This window comes from Pseudomonas sp. CCOS 191 (genome assembly GCF_001007005.1).
GTDB classification, from domain to species: domain Bacteria; phylum Pseudomonadota; class Gammaproteobacteria; order Pseudomonadales; family Pseudomonadaceae; genus Aquipseudomonas; species Aquipseudomonas soli.
This window is the reverse complement of record NZ_LN847264.1, coordinates 365,883-382,297: the sequence shown is the minus strand read 5'-3', so window position 1 is coordinate 382,297 and position 16,415 is coordinate 365,883. Positions and strand designations below refer to the sequence as shown.

The window sequence follows — 16,415 nt, the reverse complement described above, 5'->3', positions numbered from 1 at the left end:
TGAAAATTTTCTAAGGAAAAATGTGACTTTTTCGTTTTGACCCGACATATGGTACGTACTTCAGCGACCAACGGATCAGAATTTGATCAAAAAGCTGTTATAAAGTTGCGCGCCAACACTTATAAGAGCTTCATCTATGCCACCTTTTATCAAGACATGGCTGACCCTCTGCCTTTTGTTACCCCTGGCCGCCCACGCCACCAACCGTGAGCAACGACTTCCCAGCGGATTCACCGGCTATACGACCAATGCCGATGCCACGGTGAAACGCACCCCGATCCAGTATCGCAGCAGTTCCGTGCGCGCTCGCCCGGCCAACGCCGCCAAGCAGCAACAAGCTGTGGGCATGCAGGCCGTGGCCATGTCACCCAAGCAGAGCAGCGAAGTGCTCAGCCGCGCCGTGAACGTACTTGGCACACCCTATCGCTGGGGCGGCAGCAGCCCGAAGAAGGGCTTCGATTGCAGCGGCCTGGTCAAGTACGCGTTCAACGATGTGGCCGATGTCGACCTGCCGCGTACCTCCAACGCAATGGCTCAGGGCCAGGGCGTCAAGGTGGCCAAGAGCGATCTCAAGCCGGGCGACCTGATCTTCTTCAACATCAAGAGTCGCCGGGTCAATCACGTAGCCATCTACCTGGGCAACGATCGCTTCATCCACGCGCCACGCACCGGCAAGCGGGTGAGCATCGACAGCCTGGAAAAACCCTATTGGCAAAAGCACTACGTGGTGGCCAAGCGCGTCCTGCCCAAGAACCAGCAGGCGCTGGCCCTGGCCAAGCGCTAAGCCCTCAATCGCGGGCTTGCCCCGCGATTGCACCAGCAGGCAGCAATGCTAATCGACCAGGCCTTTCTGCCTGAGCGCCCGCATCGCCCCCTCCATCGTCTGCATCCCCAATGCCGCCCCCGCCTGCATCACCGACTGCACCTGTGCCATGCGCCCCTCGCGAATCAAATTGCGCACCGCGGGCGTCGCTATCAGCACCTCCCTTGCGGCGACCCTGCCGCCGCCCACCCGCCTGATCAGCACCTGAGCCACCACCAGGCGCAGTGATTCAGCCAGCATCATGCGCACCAGCGGCTTCTCCTCGGCCGCGAACACCTCTACCAGCCGGTCGATGCTGTTCACCGCCGAGCGGGTGTGCACCGTTGCCAGCACCAGATGCCCGGTTTCTGCCGCGCGCAATGCAAGGCGGATACTCTCCAGATCACGCAACTCACCCACCATGATCACATCCGGATCCTGGCGCAGGGCACTGCGCAACCCTTGGGCGAAGTCACGGCTGTGCATGCCGATCTCCCGCTGATTGACCAGGCAACCCTGGCCGCTGTGGATAAATTCGATAGGGTCTTCGAGGGTGATGACCTGCAGCGCGCGTTCGCGATTGATCTGATCGAGCAGCGCCGCCAGGGTGCTGGACTTGCCGCTACCCGTCGGCCCGCCCACCAGCACCAAGCCATCCCGACATTGCGCAACGGCTTGATACACATCGTTCAGTTCAAGTTCATCGAGGCTCGGGACCCGCGCCGGGATCAGGCGCGCGCTTGCGCCCAATCCATTGTGCTGGCGGAACAGGTTCAAGCGCAGGCGCCCCACGCCGGGCAAGCTCAGCGCCAGGTCCAGTTCATCACCGCTCAGCCATTGCCGCCGCTGCCCGTCATCGAGCAGGCCGGCCATTCCCTGTTCCAGAGCTGCGCAGGTCAGCGCCGGCACCGCCATGCGCTGCAACTCGCCATCCAGGCGCAGCAACGGCGGCTCGCCCACGGCCAGGTGCAGGTCGCTGGCGCCTGCGGCCACGGCCCGGCCCAGCAGGTCGGTCACATCCATGAGACTCCCCAACGGCGATCAAGCAGGTAGAATGCCGCAGACCCCAAAGCCGTCGGCGACGAACCATGTCCACCCTAGCAGACAATATTTCCGTCATTGCCCGCCGCATCGACAGCGCGGCCCGGGCCGCCGGGCGTGAGCCGGCCAGCGTGCAGCTGCTGGCAGTGAGCAAGACCAAGCCCGCCAGCGCCATCCGTGAGGCTCATGCCGCCGGCCTGCGCCACATGGGTGAGAACTACCTTCAGGAAGCCCTGACAAAACAACAGGCGCTTTCCGACCTGCCCTTGATCTGGCACTTCATCGGCCCCATTCAGTCGAACAAGACCAAGGCCATCGCCGAGCACTTCGACTGGGTACATTCCGTGGACCGCCTGAAGATCGCCCAACGCCTCTCGGAGCAGCGCCCCGCCGAGCTGCCACCGCTGAACATCTGCCTGCAGGTGAATGTCAGCGGCGAGGCCAGCAAGTCCGGTTGCTCGCCCGCCGAACTGCCAGCCCTGGCCCAGGCCGTGAACGCCCTGCCCGGCCTGCGCCTACGCGGGTTGATGGCGATCCCGGAACCTACCGAGGACCGCGCCGAGCAAGAGGCCGCTTTCGCCACGCTGCGTGGACTGCAGGCCCAGCTCGGCCTCGGTCTGGACACCCTGTCCATGGGCATGAGCCATGACCTGGAAGCCGCCATCGCCCAAGGCGCGACCTGGGTCCGCATCGGTACCGCCTTGTTCGGCGCCCGCGACTACGGTCAGGCCTGAATCCATGCTTAACTCTCCCTTCCCCCACAAGGACCCGACATGAGCAAGACTCGTATTGCCTTTATCGGCGCTGGCAACATGGCTGCCAGCCTGATTGGCGGCCTGCGCGCCCAGGGCCTGGACACCGCGCTGATCCGCGCCAGCGACCCGGGTGCCGAAACCCGCGCACGCATCACTGCCGAGCACGGCATCGAAGCCTTCGAAGACAACGCCCGGGCCATCGATGGCGTGGACGTGATCGTCCTGGCAGTCAAACCGCAAGTCATGAAAGCGGTCTGCGAAACACTTAAGCCGAACCTTAAACCGGGCCAGCTGGTGGTTTCCATTGCCGCCGGCATCACCTGCGCCAGCCTTCAGACCTGGCTGGGCGCGATCCCCCTGGTACGCTGCATGCCGAACACCCCGGCGCTGCTGCGCCAAGGCGTCAGCGGCTTGTACGCAACCCGGGAAGTTTCCATGGAACAACGCCGCCAGGCCGAACAACTGCTGTCGGCCGTGGGCACCGCCCTGTGGCTTGATGAAGAACAGCAGCTGGACGCCGTGACCGCTGTTTCCGGCAGTGGCCCGGCGTACTTCTTCCTGCTGATCGAGGCCATGACCGCCGCTGGCGAAAAACTCGGCCTACCGCGCGAGACTGCCTCGCAACTGACCCTGCAGACCGCCCTGGGCGCCGCCCGCATGGCGGTTTCCAGCGACGTCGACGCCGCCGAGCTGCGTCGCCGCGTGACCTCGCCGGCCGGCACCACGGAAGCGGCGATCAAATCGTTCCAGGCCAACGGCTTCGAGGCTATCGTCGAACAGGCCCTGCAAGCCGCGGCGAAACGCTCGGCCGAGCTGGCCGAGAAACTGGGCAAATAAGGAGCCTTTGATGAATGCACTGTCCGGCGCCGCGATCTTCGTGGTGCAAACCCTGGTCAGCCTGTACCTGGTGATCGTCCTACTGCGCTTCGTGCTGCAGCTGGTCAAGGCCGACTTCTACAACCCGCTGAGCCAGTTCGCCGTGCGCGCCACCCAGCCATTGCTCAAGCCGCTGCGCCGCGTGGTCCCCAGCATCGCTGGCCTGGATACCTCCTCGCTGCTGCTGTCGATCATCATCCAGGCGCTGTTGATGGCCTTCGTGCTGATGGTCACCTACGGCACCTTCGGCGACGTCCTGCACCTGCTGATGTGGTCGATCCTGGGCATCACCTCGCTGTTCCTGAAGATCTTCTGGGTGGCAATGATCGTCATGGTGATCGTCTCCTGGGTCGCGCCGAACAGCCACAACCCGGCTGCAGAACTGGCCTACCAGATCAGCGAGCCGGTGCTGGCGCCGTTCCGTCGCCTGGTGCCGAACCTCGGCGGCATGGACATCTCGCCGATCTTCGCCTTCATCGCCATCCAGGTGATCCAGTCGTTCCTCATGCCCCAGCTGGCAGCCTACGCCGGCATGCCGCAAGAGCTGTGGCGGATGATCTGACCCACCCTGCATCCAGCGGCAAGCCTTTGCTTGCCGCTGGGGGTAGCGCTCTTTAGACTTACGCCTCCGTCAAGCGTGAGCAGGGTCGATGTCCACTGTCCTTCCCGAAGATTCCGTCGGTCTGGTAACACCGCAGATCGCCCGGTTCGATGAACCGCTGGCCCTGGCCTGTGGCCGCGCACTGGCCTCGTACGAACTGATCTACGAAACCTATGGCACTCTCAACAGCAGCGCCAGCAATGCCGTGCTGATCTGCCATGCGTTGTCCGGCCACCACCATGCCGCCGGCTACCATGCCGCCACCGACCGCAAGCCGGGCTGGTGGGACAGCTGCATCGGCCCCGGCAAGCCCATCGACACCAACCGTTTCTTCGTGGTCAGCCTGAACAACCTCGGCGGTTGCAATGGCAGCACCGGCCCAAGCAGCCTCAATCCGGCCACCGGCAAGCCCTACGGCGCCGATTTCCCGGTGCTGACCGTGGAAGACTGGGTGCACAGCCAGGCGCGCCTGGCCGATCGCCTGGGGATCCAGACCTGGGCCGCCATCGTCGGCGGCAGCCTGGGCGGCATGCAGGCGCTGCAATGGACCATCACCTACCCGGACCGGGTCCGCCACTGCGTGGACATCGCCTCGGCGCCCAAGCTGTCGGCGCAGAACATCGCCTTCAACGAAGTGGCGCGCCAGGCCATCCTCACCGACCCGGAATTCCACGGTGGTTCGTTCCAGGACCAGGGCGTGATCCCCAAGCGCGGCCTGATGCTGGCGCGCATGGTCGGCCACATCACCTACCTGTCCGACGACTCGATGGGCGAGAAATTCGGCCGCGAGCTCAAGAGCGACAAGCTCAACTACGACTTCCACAGCGTCGAATTCCAGGTCGAGAGCTACCTGCGCTACCAGGGCGAGGAGTTCTCCGGGCGCTTCGACGCCAACACCTACCTGCTGATGACCAAGGCACTGGACTATTACGACCCGGCCGCCGCCCACGGCGGTGACCTGGCGGCGACCCTGGCACATGTGACGGCGGACTACTGCATCATGTCGTTCACCACCGACTGGCGCTTCTCGCCGGCCCGTTCGCGAGAGATCGTCGACGCCCTGATGGCCGCGCGCAAGAACGTCTGCTACCTGGACATCGACTCGCCATACGGCCACGACGCCTTCCTCATCCCGACCCCCCGCTACATGCAGGGTTTCGCCAACTACATGAACCGCATCGCCGTTTGAGGACCCCATGAGAGCCGACCTGGAAATCATCCAAGACTGGATCCCCGCCGGCAGCCGGGTACTCGACCTGGGCTGCGGCAACGGCGAACTGCTGGCCTCGCTGCACGAGCGCAAGAACGTCACCGGCTACGGCCTGGAGATCGACCCCGACAACATCGCCGCCTGCGTGGCCAAGGGCGTCAACGTGATCGAGCAGGACCTGGACAAGGGCCTGGGCAACTTCGCCAGCAACAGCTTCGACGTGGTGGTCATGACCCAGGCCCTGCAGGCCGTGGAGTACCCCGACCGGATCCTCGACGAAATGCTACGGGTGGGCCGCCAGTGCATCATCACCTTCCCCAACTTCGGCCACTGGCGCTGCCGCTGGTACCTGGCGACCAAGGGTCGCATGCCGGTCTCGGACTTCATGCCGTATACCTGGTACAACACACCGAACATCCACTTCTGCACCTTCGAGGACTTCGAGAACCTGTGCCATGAGCGCAAGGCCAAGGTCCTAGATCGCCTCGCCGTCGACCACCTGCACCGTAACGGGTTGGGTGGGCGGCTTTGGCCTAATCTTCTAGGTGAGATCGGTATCTATCGGGTCAGCAGCCCGGGCCTGCAGGAGCATCAGCTCGCGGTCTGACCCTCAACGGAGGAATGGCATCATGCGTCGACTAGCACTGTTTCTGATCAGCCTGTGCCTGGCCTTGCCGGTATTGGCTGCCGATGCCGCCAGGCCCGAGCGCAAGGAAGTGTTCGGTGATGTGACGGTCCACTACAGCGCCTTCACCTCAAGCATGCTGCAACCCGACATCGCTGCCGCCACGGGCCTGACCCGCAGCAAGAACCAGGGCGTGCTCAACATCGCCGTGCTCAAGGGCGGCAAACCGGCGATGGCGGTAGTCAGCGGCACAGTGAAAGATCTCACCGGGCGCAGCAACCCGTTGTCGTTCAAGCAGATTACCGATCAGGGGGCGGTGTATTACATCGCACAGTTCAAGATCGACCAGGCCGAGACCGTCACCTTCGACCTCAACGTCGAGACCGGCGGCGTCAGCAATAAACTCAGCTTCAACCAGGAAGTGTTCCCAGGCGAATGATGAATTTCCAGCAACTCGTATTGGCCAGCCATAACGCCGGCAAACTCAAGGAACTGCAGGCCATGCTCGGCGAGTCCGTGAACCTGCGCTCGATTGGTGAATTCAGCCAGGTTGAGCCGGAGGAGACCGGCCTGTCGTTCGTCGAGAACGCCATCCTCAAGGCGCGCAACGCCGCGCGCATTTCCGGCCTGCCGGCTCTGGCCGACGACTCGGGCCTGGCGGTGGACTTCCTCGGCGGCGCGCCGGGTATCTACTCGGCGCGCTATGCCGACGGCAAGGGCGACGCGGCGAACAACGCCAAGCTGCTCGATGCGCTCAAGGATGTGCCTGAAGACCAGCGCGGCGCGCAGTTCGTCTGCGTTCTGGCCCTGGTGCGGCACGCCGACGACCCGCTGCCGATCCTCTGCGAAGGCCTGTGGCACGGCAGTATCCTGTTCGAGGCCAGTGGCGAACACGGCTTCGGCTACGACCCGCTGTTCTGGGTGCCGGAGCGCAAATGCTCCAGCGCCGACTTGGCCCCTGCCGACAAAAACCAACTCAGCCACCGCGCCCGCGCCATGGCCCTGCTGCGTCAGCGTCTGGGCCTGGCATGAGCGAAAAGCTGTTGGTACAGCCGGCGGGCCTGATCCTTCCCGAACTCCCGCCGCTGTCACTCTATATCCATATTCCCTGGTGCGTGCGTAAATGCCCGTACTGCGACTTCAACTCGCACCAGGCCGGCCCGACCCTGCCGGAAGCCGAGTACATCGACGCCCTGCTCGCCGACCTCGACCAGGAAATGCATGCCGTGCAGGGCCGTCCGATCAGCACGATCTTCTTCGGCGGCGGCACCCCGAGCCTGTTCAGCGCCGACGCGCTTGGGCGCCTGCTGCGCGGTATCGAGCAACGCATCCCGTTCGCCCCGGACATCGAGATCACCCTCGAGGCCAACCCGGGCACCTTCGAGCAGGAGAAGTTCAAGGCCTACCGCCAGACCGGCATCAACCGGCTATCCATCGGCGTGCAGAGTTTCCAGCCCGCCAAGCTCGAAAGACTGGGGCGCATCCACAATGGCGCCGAAGCGGTGCGCGCCGCCGATATGGCCCGTGCGGCAGGCTTCGACAACTTCAACATGGACCTGATGCACGGTTTGCCGGACCAGTCGCTCGACGACGCCCTGGGCGACCTGCGCCAGGCCATCGAACTGGCGCCGACGCACCTGTCCTGGTACCAGCTGACGGTAGAACCCAACACGGTGTTCTGGAACCAGCCGCCTGAGCTGCCCGAGGACGACATCCTCTGGGATATCCAGGAAGCCGGCCAAGCGCTGATGGCCGACCACGGTTACCGCCAGTATGAAGTCTCGGCCTACGCCCAAGCCGGTCGTGCTGCGCGGCACAACCTGAACTACTGGCGCTTCGGCGACTTCATCGGCATCGGTGCCGGCGCCCATGGCAAGCTGTCGTTCCCGGACGGGCGCATCCTGCGCACCTGGAAGACCCGCCTGCCCAAGGACTATCTGAACCCGTCCAAGCCGTTCAAGGCCGGCGAGAAGCTGTTGCCGGCCGATGAGCTACCCTTCGAGTTCCTGATGAACGCGCTGCGCCTCACCGACGGCGTGGAGGCCGAGCTGTTCAACCTGCGTACCGGCCTGCCCCTTGCACAACTGGCCGAAGCCCGCCGTAAAGCCGAACAAAAAGGCCTTTTGCGGGTCGAACCGGATCGGCTGGCCGCCACGCCGCGCGGCCAGCTGTTCCTCAACGACCTGCTGCAGTACTTCTTGAATTAAGGATGACCCATGGACCTGGTACTTGACCTGCTCTCGACCGTTTCCCGCTGGAGCCGCAGCAACCTCTCGGAGATTTCGCTGGCCCTGGTGGGCTGCCTGCTGGTGCTGTTCGGCACCGACATCAAAGGCTGGGTCGAGGGGCGCCTGGGCGGCCTGGCCGGCGCCCTGCGCGTGCCGTTCATGGCCCTGCTGGTGATGATCGGCAGCGGTGCGGCGCTGATCTATGCGACGCCGTGGATCGTCAAGGGGCTGGGGCAGTTCAACAACTATGCGCTGGCGCCGGTACTGCTGGTGGTGCTGGTTTTGATCGGCGTGGTCGCTGATCGGCGGGGGTGAGCGTCCGCTAAAAGCCGCCCTGGCGGGCCAGGGCGGCTTCTCACCCGACTAACCCCTTAATGGGCATCGTCGAAGTGATCACGCAGGAAGTCCCTGACGGTCCTGAAAATGATCAGGATCCGAATGAGCTTCCAGACGCGGCTCACCGTATTCAGCAAACGCTTCATATGCCTTGGCCTCCGTGTTGGCTGGGCCATTCTTCCAGCGTCTAACCGGCACTTCGACACCTTCGGAGAGCATGTGACTGTCTCCAGTGAAGTGGCCCGGTTGGTGGCCCTTCGATAAATATCACCGGCGCGAGTCGTAGGTCACGTCGAAGGGGCCGAGAAAGCGTTTGGGTTCCCGGCCCGTCACCGGATGAATCACATGCGAGCAAATCGATCTTACGTGAACCTCTTTACCAGATCTGTTACCTGTCCTGTCACACGTAATGCCGGATATTTCCTTGGTTGACCTGTATTCGAGGCCATCCTAAGATCCAGTTGTGACTGTCTCCAGTGATGTTCGTGGGCTAGGCTTCGTAACCCGAGGCCCACATAAAAAAACCGCCCTTCTCAAGGCGGTTTTTTTGTACCTGCAATTTCGCAGGTTTGACGGACTGCACCGAACGAACCCGGCTCAGCTCACCTTCTCGAACTTCAGATCCCACACCCCATGCCCAAGGCGCTCACCACGGCGCTCGAACTTGGTGATCGGCCGCTCTTCCGGGCGTGGCACGTAGGTACCATCAGCCGCCTGGTTGCGATAGCCGGGCGCCGCGCTCATCACTTCCAGCATGTACTCGGCATAGGGCTCCCAGTCGGTCGCCATGTGGAACACGCCGTTGGGCTTGAGTTTGCGGCGCACCAGCTCGGCGAACTCCAGCTGAACGATCCGGCGCTTGTGGTGACGCGCCTTGTGCCACGGATCGGGGAAGAACAGCATCAGACGGTCAAGGCTGTTGTCCGCCACGCAGCGGTTGAGCACTTCGATGGCATCGCAGTCGTACACCCGCAGGTTCTTCAGCCCCTGTGTCAGCACGCCATTGAGCAGCGCGCCGACACCCGGGCGGTGCACTTCGACACCAATGAAGTCCAGCTCGGGCGAAGCGGCGGCCATTTCCAGCAGTGAGTGGCCCATGCCGAAGCCGATCTCCAGGGTACGCGGCGCCGAACGGCCGAACACCTGGTCATAGTCCACCGGGCTGTCGGCCAGCGGCAGGATGAACTGCGGGCCGCCCTGGTCCAGGCCGCGCTGCTGGCCTTCGGTCATGCGCCCAGCGCGCATCACGAAGCTCTTGATACGGCGGTGCGGGCGGGTTTCGCCGTCTTCGGAGATCGGCGTTTCTTGCGATTCAGTCATCAGGGGCTCTTACTTGATCAGACCATCCAGCGGCGAAGAGGCGCTGGCATAGAGTTTTTTCGGCATGCGACCGGCCAGGTAGGCCATGCGACCGGCAACGATGGCGTGTTTCATGGCTTCGGCCATCAGTACAGGCTGCTGGGCATGGGCGATGGCCGAGTTCATCAGCACCGCTTCGCAACCCATTTCCATGGCGATGGTGGCGTCGGAGGCGGTACCCACGCCGGCATCGACCAGCACCGGCACCTTGGATTCCTCCAGGATGATCTGCAGGTTGTACGGGTTGCAGATGCCAAGGCCGGTGCCGATCAGGCCGGCCAGCGGCATGACGGCGATGCAGCCGGCTTCGGCCAGCTGGCGGGCGATGATCGGGTCATCGCTGGTGTAGACCATCACGTCGAAACCTTCCTTGACCAGCACTTCGGCGGCCTTGAGGGTTTCGATCACATTGGGAAACAGGGTTTTCTGGTCGGCCAGCACTTCCAGCTTCACCAGCGTCCTGGACTCATGGGACTTGCGGCCATCGAGCAGTTCACGGGCCAGGCGGCAGGTGCGCACCGCTTCCGTCGCATCGAAGCAACCGGCGGTGTTCGGCAGGATGGTGTACTTGTCTGGCGACAGCACGTCGAGCAGGTTCGGCTCGCCCGCGTTCTGGCCCAGGTTGGTACGGCGCACGGCAACGGTGACGATCTCGGCACCCGAGGCCTCGGTGGCCAGGCGGGTTTCTTCCATGTCACGGTACTTGCCGGTGCCTACCAGCAGGCGCGACTGGAAAGTGCGCCCGGCCAGGATGAAGGGCTTGTCGCTGCGAACGTTGCTCATCGTTGTTCCTCAGGAAAGATTGCGGGACTTTGCTGGCGAGGTTTCAGGGGCGGTTAGCCGCCACCGATGGCGTGGACCACCTCGACCTGGTCGCCGTCCTTGAGCTGCGTGCTCTCGTGCTGGCTGCGCGGCACGATGTCCAGGTTCAGTTCCACCGCCACCCGGCGGCCGGCCAGCTCCAGCCGGCCCAGCAGCGCCGCGACGCTCTCGCCCGCGGGCAGTTCGTAAGGTTCACCGTTCAATTGAATGCGCATGCGCACGGCCACCATTGTTCTTTGGGGGCCCGCATTCTAGCCCCGATCCGCCCTGCAACCCAAGGGCGACACACGCCATTAGTCGCGATTGTGGACCGACCGGTCAGCCCAGCCGCCAGGCGGCCAGCCCCAGGCAAAGCCAGCCAGCAAGGAAGCACAGGCCGCCCAGCGGGGTGATCATGCCGAGCTTGCCCAGGCCGCTGAGCGTGAGGGCGTAGAGGCTGCCGGAGAACAGCAGGATACCCACGGCGAACAAGCCACCGGCCCAGCCGACCAGGCGCCCGGGCAAGTGCGCCGACAGCACCGCCACGCCGAGGATCGCCAGGGCATGCACCAGTTGGTAGGTGACACCGGTATGGAAGATCGCCAGGTAGTCGGCGCTGAGGCGGCTTTTCAAGCCATGGGCGGCGAAAGCGCCGAGGGCGACGCCGGTAAAGCCGAAGAACGCGGCGAGCATCAGGAAGCTGCGAAGCATGGGACGACTCCTCGGGAGGGGTCTGTATAATGGCCCGTTCCAACGGTCCGGCCAAGCCATCACCATGCTGTCATCCCTTCTTCGCCGCCTTTCCCGCGCCCTGCTCTGGTTCGCTGCTGGCAGCATCGCCGTGGTTCTGGTGTTGCGCTGGGTGCCGCCGCCCGGCACCGCGCTGATGGTCGAGCGCAAGGTGCAGTCATGGGCCAGCGGCGAGCCGATCGACCTGCAACGTGACTGGACGCCTTGGGAGGATATCTCCGACGAGCTCAAGGTGGCGGTCATCGCCGGCGAAGACCAGAAGTTCGCCAGCCACTGGGGCTTCGATATCCCCGCGATCCAGGCGGCGCTGGCCTACAACGAGCGTGGCGGCAAGGTACGCGGCGCCAGCACACTGACCCAGCAGGTGGCCAAGAACCTGTTCCTGTGGTCCGGGCGCAGCTGGCTGCGCAAGGGGCTGGAAGCCTGGTTCACCGCCCTTATCGAGTTGTTCTGGTCGAAGGAGCGGATACTCGAGGTCTATCTGAACAGTGCCGAATGGGGCAAGGGCGTGTTCGGTGCCCAGGCGGCGGCGCGTTATCACTTCGGCGTGGATGCCAGCCGCCTGACGCGACAACAGGCCGCACAGCTCGCGGCCGTGCTGCCAAGCCCGATCAAGTGGAGTGCCAGCCGCCCCAGCGCCTATGTGGCAAGCCGTGCGGGGTGGATCCGCCGGCAGATGAGCCAGTTGGGCGGGCCGAGCTACCTGATGCAACTGGATGCTTCGCGCAGGCTTTAAGGTCCGCTCTCACGCGCCAGTCAGCAACACACAAAAAAGCCGCTGCCTCTTCCGAGAGCAGCGGCTTTTCAATCCAGCCAGGGCGCCGATCAGATCGTGATCAATGCCTTGACCTTGTTCATCGCGTTCTTCTCCAGCTGGCGAATACGCTCGGCCGACACGCTGTACTTCTCTGCCAGCTCATGCAGCGTGGCCTTTTCTTCGGCCAGCCAACGCTGGTAGAGGATGTCGCGGCTGCGATCATCCAGGCCCTGCAGCGCTTCATGCAGGTTGCTGGTGGAGTTGTCGCTCCAGTCAGCGTCCTCCAGCTGCACGGCCGGGTTGTAGCGGTGGTCTTCCAGATAATGCGCAGGCGACTGGAAGGCGCTGTCGTCGTCGGCTTCCGCCGCCGGGTCGAAGGCCATGTCCTGGCCGCTCAGGCGGCTTTCCATCTCACGTACTTCACGCGGCTCGACACCCAGGCTCTCGGCCACGCGATGGACTTCGTCATTGTTCAACCAGGCCAGGCGTTTCTTCTGGCTGCGCAGGTTGAAGAACAGCTTGCGCTGGGCCTTGGTGGTGGCCACCTTGACGATGCGCCAGTTGCGCAGGATGAACTCGTGGATCTCAGCCTTGATCCAGTGCACGGCGAAGGACACCAGACGCACGCCCATTTCCGGGTTGAAGCGCTTTACCGCCTTCATCAGGCCCACGTTGCCTTCCTGGATCAGGTCGGCCTGGGCCAGCCCGTAGCCCGCATAGCTACGCGCGATGTGTACGACGAAACGCAGGTGGGCCATCACCATTTGCCGAGCGGCCTCGAGATCCTGCTCGTAATAGAGACGCTCGGCCAGTTCACGCTCCTGCTCCGGCGTCAGCAAGGGGATGCTGTTGACCGTGTGCACATAGGCTTCCAGGTTTGCACCGGGAACCAGGGCATAGGCAGGTTGCAACGAATTGGTCATTCAAGTACCTCCGGCTTACAGACTCGTGCCTTTTGGGCACTGCCAGCATAGACAAGGAACCGTTGTACAAGTTCCAGAATGAAAAATTTGTCAATACTGGCCATGAAACATTTATCGCGGTGCAAGCTCGTTCAAGTGACGAGCGACTGCGATCCATGCACCGATATACCCCAACAGCACCGCCCCGATCAAGAGTGAAAGGCCATCCGAGGCCGGTACGCCACCCAGGGCGAAATCACTGCCATACAGGCCGGAAAGCCCGACCACCGCGTCGTTCAGCCAGTTCAGGCCGAACGCCAGGATGCCCCAGGCCAGCACGCCCGCACCCAGTCCATACAGGGCGCCCATGTACAGGAAAGGCCGGCGCACGTAGCTGTCGGTGCCACCGACGAGCTTGATCACTTCGATCTCGACCCGGCGGTTTTCGATATGTAGACGAATTGTGTTACCGATTACTAACAGCAGCGCAGAAATCAGCATCACCGCCAGGCCGAAGACGAACCGGTCGCCCAGCTTGAGAATCGCCGCCAGACGCTCGACCCACACCAGGTCCAGCTGCGCCGCTTCCACGCGAGGTAGCTCGGAGAGGCGCTGACGCAAGGCTTCCAGGGCTGGCTTGTCGACCTCGGTCGGGGTCACCACCACCACGCCGGGCAGTGGGTTGTCCGGCAGTTCACGCAGCGCCTCGCCCAGGCCTGACTGTTGCTGGAACTCTTCCAGCGCCTGCTCGCGGCTGACGTACTGCGCCTCGGCGACGCCGGGCATGCCCTTGATCTCGTCACGCAGGGCCTCGCCATCGCGGCTGCTGGCATCGAGCTTGAGGTACAGCGAGATCTGCGCCGCGCGCTGCCACGAGCCGCCGAGTTTCTCGACGTTCTTGAGCAACAACGACAGGCCCATGGGCATGCTCAGCGCCACGGCCATCACCAGGCAGGTGAAGAAACTGCCGATCGGCTGCTTGCCCAGGCGGCGCAAGCTGTCGGCCAGGCTGGCACGGTGGCTTTCCAGCCAGGCATGCAGGAGGCTGCGGAAGTCCGGGCCATCGTCATCGTGATCGCCACGCTTTTTCTTCGACGGCTGCGGATCGGCGGCTTTCGGCGCGACGCGCTCGGAAACCTTTGGTGTACGTGTGGTGCTCATTGCCCGGCCTCCCCATCGCCGATCAAGCGGCCGCGTTGCAGCGTCAGCATGCGGTGGCGCATGCGCGCGATCAGCGCCAGGTCGTGACTGGCGATCAGTACCGTGGTGCCCAGTCGGTTGATGTCCTCGAACACGCCCATGATCTCGGCGGCCAGACGCGGGTCGAGGTTACCGGTGGGCTCGTCCGCCAGCAGCAGGGCCGGCTGATGCACGATGGCCCTGGCAATGCCGACCCGTTGTTGCTGGCCGGTGGACAGGTCGGCCGGGAACAGCTCGCCCTTGTCGCTCAGCGACACGCGCTCCAGCGCCGAATCGACGCGTTTGGCGATCTCGGCCTTGGACAGCCCGAGGATCTGCAACGGCAGCGCGATGTTGTTGAACACCGTGCGGTCGAACAGCAACTGGTGGTTCTGGAACACCACGCCGATCTGCCGGCGCAGGAACGGAATCTGCGCGTTGCTGATCTGGCCCAGGTCCTGCCCGGCCAGCAGCAGCTTGCCGCTGGTCGGACGCTCCATGGCCAGCAGCAGCCGCAGCAGGGTGCTCTTGCCGGCGCCGGAATGGCCGGTGACGAACAGGAACTCGCCACGACGCGCCCGGAAGCTCAGTTCGTGCAGGCCGACATGGCCGTTGGGATAGCGCTTGGCTACCTGTTCGAATCGGATCATGAAGGTTCACGCTCGGCGAACAGCGCCTTGACGAAAGGTTCGGCTTCGAAGGTGCGCAGGTCGTCGATACCCTCGCCCACACCGATGAAGCGGATCGGGATGTTGAACTGCTTGGCCAGGGCAAAGATCACGCCGCCCTTGGCGGTACCATCCAGCTTGGTCAGGGCCAGGCCGGTCAGCTCGACGCTCTGGTTGAAGTACTTGGCCTGGCTGATGGCGTTCTGCCCGGTACCGGCGTCGAGCACCAGCAGCACCTCGTGCGGCGCCTCGACATCAAGCTTGCCCATGACCCGACGGACCTTCTTCAGCTCTTCCATCAGGTTGTCCTTGGTGTGCAGGCGGCCGGCAGTGTCGGCAATCAGCACATCGACATTACGGGCCTTGGCGGCCTGCACCGCGTCGAAGATCACCGAAGCCGAGTCGGCGCCGGTGTGCTGGGCGATCACCGGGATCTGGTTGCGCTCGCCCCACACCTGCAACTGCTCCACCGCGGCGGCGCGGAAGGTGTCGCCGGCCGCGAGCATGACTTTCTTGCCCTCGAGCTGCAGCTTTTTCGCCAGTTTGCCGATGGTGGTGGTCTTGCCGGCGCCGTTCACGCCGACCACCAGGATCACGTAGGGCTTGTTCTGCGCCTCGATCTTCAGCGGCTGCTCGACCGGGCGCAACAACGCGGCCAGCTCTTCCTGCAGCGACTTGTACAGCGCGTCGGCGTCGGCCAACTGCTTGCGGGCAACTTTCTGGGTCAGGTTCTGGACGATGGTCGAAGTGGCCTCGACACCGACGTCGGCGGTCAGCAGCCGGGTCTCGATTTCGTCGAGCAGGTCATCGTCGATGACCTTCTTGCCGAGGAACAAGCTGGCCATGCCCTCGCCGATGCTGGCGCTGGTCTTCGACAGGCCCTGCTTGAGGCGGGCGAAGAAACCAGGTTTGGCCGGCTCGGCGGCAGTCACCACGACAGGCTCTGGGTCGACTGGAGCCGGCACAACGACCGGCGCCGTTTCGACAACCGGTGCTGGAGCGGTAATGGCAGTGGCTACCGTTTCGACAGGCGGTCGGGCTGGGATAACGGGCGGCGCCTTGGGCTCCAGGTCCTCGACCAGGGCCACCGGCTCTTCGGCGACAGGCAGGACCAGGTTGCTGACCGGGGCCGCAGTTACTTCGACCTCGACCGGTTGCAGCGTTGCAACCACCGGCTCTGGCGCGGGTTCCGGCTGCGGTGCAGCAACCACCGGCTCTGGCAAAGGCTCCGGCTGCGGCGCGGCAACCACCGGCTCTGGCACAGGCTCCGGCTGCGGCGCTACAACCACCGGCTCTGGCACAGGCGCCTGCAACGGCTCGGCAGCCGGTGCGGTCTGCTCGACGGGCGCTTGCGGTGCAGGGGCTTGCGGCTGTTCGGCGGCAGGTTGTTCCGGCTTCTTGCGGAACCAGCTGAACAGGCCTTTCTTCTCGCCAGCCGCGGCCGGCGCTTTTTTGTCGTCGTTGGAACCAAACATGGAAGACGGCTATCTCAGGGTAGCGATGGGCCAGCAGCGGCGCATCGGGA

The 16,415-nt window shown here is 63.9% G+C and carries 21 protein-coding genes; 11 read left to right on the top strand and 10 right to left on the bottom strand.

The genetic code is table 11. The annotated features are described in order from the left end of the window. Nucleotides 1-136: 136 nt before the first annotated feature. On the top strand, nt 137-784 hold the full coding sequence (locus tag CCOS191_RS01870; RefSeq protein WP_046853837.1) for a C40 family peptidase: 648 nt from the start codon (nt 137-139) through the stop codon (nt 782-784). A 48-nt stretch (nt 785-832) separates the two neighbouring features. Here CCOS191_RS01870 and CCOS191_RS01865 read toward each other — a convergent pair whose 3' ends face one another. Further along, nucleotides 833-1,825: a type IV pilus twitching motility protein PilT gene (locus CCOS191_RS01865; RefSeq protein ID WP_046853836.1), complete on the bottom strand. Its 993-nt coding sequence runs from the start codon at nt 1,823-1,825 to the stop codon at nt 833-835. Nucleotides 1,826-1,890: 65 nt separating this feature from the next. Between CCOS191_RS01865 and CCOS191_RS01860 the strand changes: the two genes are divergently transcribed. From CCOS191_RS01860 to CCOS191_RS01820, 9 genes are all read left to right on the top strand, one after another. Further along, entirely contained in the window at nt 1,891-2,577 is a 687-nt protein-coding gene (locus CCOS191_RS01860; RefSeq protein ID WP_046853835.1) for a YggS family pyridoxal phosphate-dependent enzyme, read from the top strand. Between the two features lie 39 nt (nt 2,578-2,616). Further along, the gene (proC, locus tag CCOS191_RS01855) at nt 2,617-3,435 is read left to right on the top strand and encodes a pyrroline-5-carboxylate reductase (protein WP_046853834.1); all 819 of its coding nucleotides are present in this window, start codon (nt 2,617-2,619) and stop codon (nt 3,433-3,435) included. A gap of 10 nt (nt 3,436-3,445) precedes the next feature. Continuing rightward, entirely contained in the window at nt 3,446-4,036 is a 591-nt protein-coding gene (locus tag CCOS191_RS01850; RefSeq protein ID WP_023630880.1) for a YggT family protein, read from the top strand. Between the two features lie 88 nt (nt 4,037-4,124). Continuing rightward, nucleotides 4,125-5,264, top strand: a complete 1,140-nt coding sequence (gene metX / locus CCOS191_RS01845) for a homoserine O-succinyltransferase MetX (RefSeq protein ID WP_046853833.1) — start codon at nt 4,125-4,127, stop codon at nt 5,262-5,264. A gap of 7 nt (nt 5,265-5,271) precedes the next feature. Continuing rightward, entirely contained in the window at nt 5,272-5,892 is a 621-nt protein-coding gene (gene metW, locus CCOS191_RS01840; RefSeq protein ID WP_046853832.1) for a methionine biosynthesis protein MetW, read from the top strand. Nucleotides 5,893-5,914: 22 nt separating this feature from the next. Next, entirely contained in the window at nt 5,915-6,349 is a 435-nt protein-coding gene (locus CCOS191_RS01835; RefSeq protein ID WP_046853831.1) for a DUF4426 domain-containing protein, read from the top strand. Further along, nucleotides 6,346-6,942, top strand: coding sequence for an RdgB/HAM1 family non-canonical purine NTP pyrophosphatase (gene rdgB, locus CCOS191_RS01830; RefSeq protein WP_046853830.1), 597 nt, complete (start codon nt 6,346-6,348; stop codon nt 6,940-6,942). The genes CCOS191_RS01835 and rdgB overlap by 4 nt, the downstream gene beginning before the upstream one ends. Next, nucleotides 6,939-8,117, top strand: coding sequence for a radical SAM family heme chaperone HemW (gene hemW, locus CCOS191_RS01825; protein ID WP_046853829.1), 1,179 nt, complete (start codon nt 6,939-6,941; stop codon nt 8,115-8,117). The genes rdgB and hemW overlap by 4 nt, the downstream gene beginning before the upstream one ends. Before the next feature lie 9 nt (nt 8,118-8,126). Then, nucleotides 8,127-8,453 carry a DUF3392 family protein gene (locus tag CCOS191_RS01820; protein ID WP_011531731.1) on the top strand — a complete coding sequence of 109 codons (327 nt, stop codon included), beginning with the start codon at nt 8,127-8,129 and terminating at the stop codon, nt 8,451-8,453. A 78-nt stretch (nt 8,454-8,531) separates the two neighbouring features. Here CCOS191_RS01820 and CCOS191_RS27785 read toward each other — a convergent pair whose 3' ends face one another. From CCOS191_RS27785 to CCOS191_RS01800, 5 genes are all read right to left on the bottom strand, one after another. Further along, on the bottom strand, nt 8,532-8,693 hold the full coding sequence (locus CCOS191_RS27785; RefSeq protein ID WP_156177499.1) for a hypothetical protein: 162 nt from the start codon (nt 8,691-8,693) through the stop codon (nt 8,532-8,534). A gap of 378 nt (nt 8,694-9,071) precedes the next feature. Continuing rightward, on the bottom strand, nt 9,072-9,794 hold the full coding sequence (gene trmB, locus CCOS191_RS01815) for a tRNA (guanosine(46)-N7)-methyltransferase TrmB (RefSeq protein ID WP_046853828.1): 723 nt from the start codon (nt 9,792-9,794) through the stop codon (nt 9,072-9,074). A 9-nt stretch (nt 9,795-9,803) separates the two neighbouring features. Then, complete coding sequence (locus CCOS191_RS01810) at nt 9,804-10,616, bottom strand: thiazole synthase (protein WP_046853827.1); 813 nt, start codon at nt 10,614-10,616, stop codon at nt 9,804-9,806. A gap of 53 nt (nt 10,617-10,669) precedes the next feature. Further along, complete coding sequence (thiS, locus tag CCOS191_RS01805) at nt 10,670-10,870, bottom strand: sulfur carrier protein ThiS (RefSeq protein WP_038707614.1); 201 nt, start codon at nt 10,868-10,870, stop codon at nt 10,670-10,672. Between the two features lie 103 nt (nt 10,871-10,973). After that, the gene (locus CCOS191_RS01800) at nt 10,974-11,345 is read right to left on the bottom strand and encodes a DUF423 domain-containing protein (RefSeq protein WP_046853826.1); all 372 of its coding nucleotides are present in this window, start codon (nt 11,343-11,345) and stop codon (nt 10,974-10,976) included. 64 nt (nt 11,346-11,409) lie between these two features. On the opposite strand from CCOS191_RS01800, the gene mtgA reads away from it, so the two are divergent. Further along, a complete protein-coding gene (gene mtgA, locus CCOS191_RS01795; protein WP_023630665.1) occupies nt 11,410-12,120 on the top strand; it encodes a monofunctional biosynthetic peptidoglycan transglycosylase in 711 nt (236 codons plus the stop codon). A gap of 89 nt (nt 12,121-12,209) precedes the next feature. On the opposite strand, the gene rpoH is transcribed toward mtgA, so the two are convergent. From rpoH to ftsY, 4 genes are all read right to left on the bottom strand, one after another. After that, entirely contained in the window at nt 12,210-13,064 is an 855-nt protein-coding gene (gene rpoH / locus CCOS191_RS01790; RefSeq protein ID WP_023630664.1) for an RNA polymerase sigma factor RpoH, read from the bottom strand. 111 nt (nt 13,065-13,175) lie between these two features. Then, nucleotides 13,176-14,204 carry a permease-like cell division protein FtsX gene (gene ftsX / locus CCOS191_RS01785; RefSeq protein WP_046853825.1) on the bottom strand — a complete coding sequence of 343 codons (1,029 nt, stop codon included), beginning with the start codon at nt 14,202-14,204 and terminating at the stop codon, nt 13,176-13,178. Continuing rightward, the gene (ftsE, locus tag CCOS191_RS01780) at nt 14,201-14,872 is read right to left on the bottom strand and encodes a cell division ATP-binding protein FtsE (RefSeq protein WP_011531723.1); all 672 of its coding nucleotides are present in this window, start codon (nt 14,870-14,872) and stop codon (nt 14,201-14,203) included. The genes ftsX and ftsE overlap by 4 nt, the downstream gene beginning before the upstream one ends. After that, the gene (ftsY, locus tag CCOS191_RS01775; RefSeq protein ID WP_046853824.1) at nt 14,869-16,365 is read right to left on the bottom strand and encodes a signal recognition particle-docking protein FtsY; all 1,497 of its coding nucleotides are present in this window, start codon (nt 16,363-16,365) and stop codon (nt 14,869-14,871) included. Before ftsY ends, ftsE begins: the two co-directional genes overlap by 4 nt. Nucleotides 16,366-16,415 lie beyond the last annotated feature (50 nt).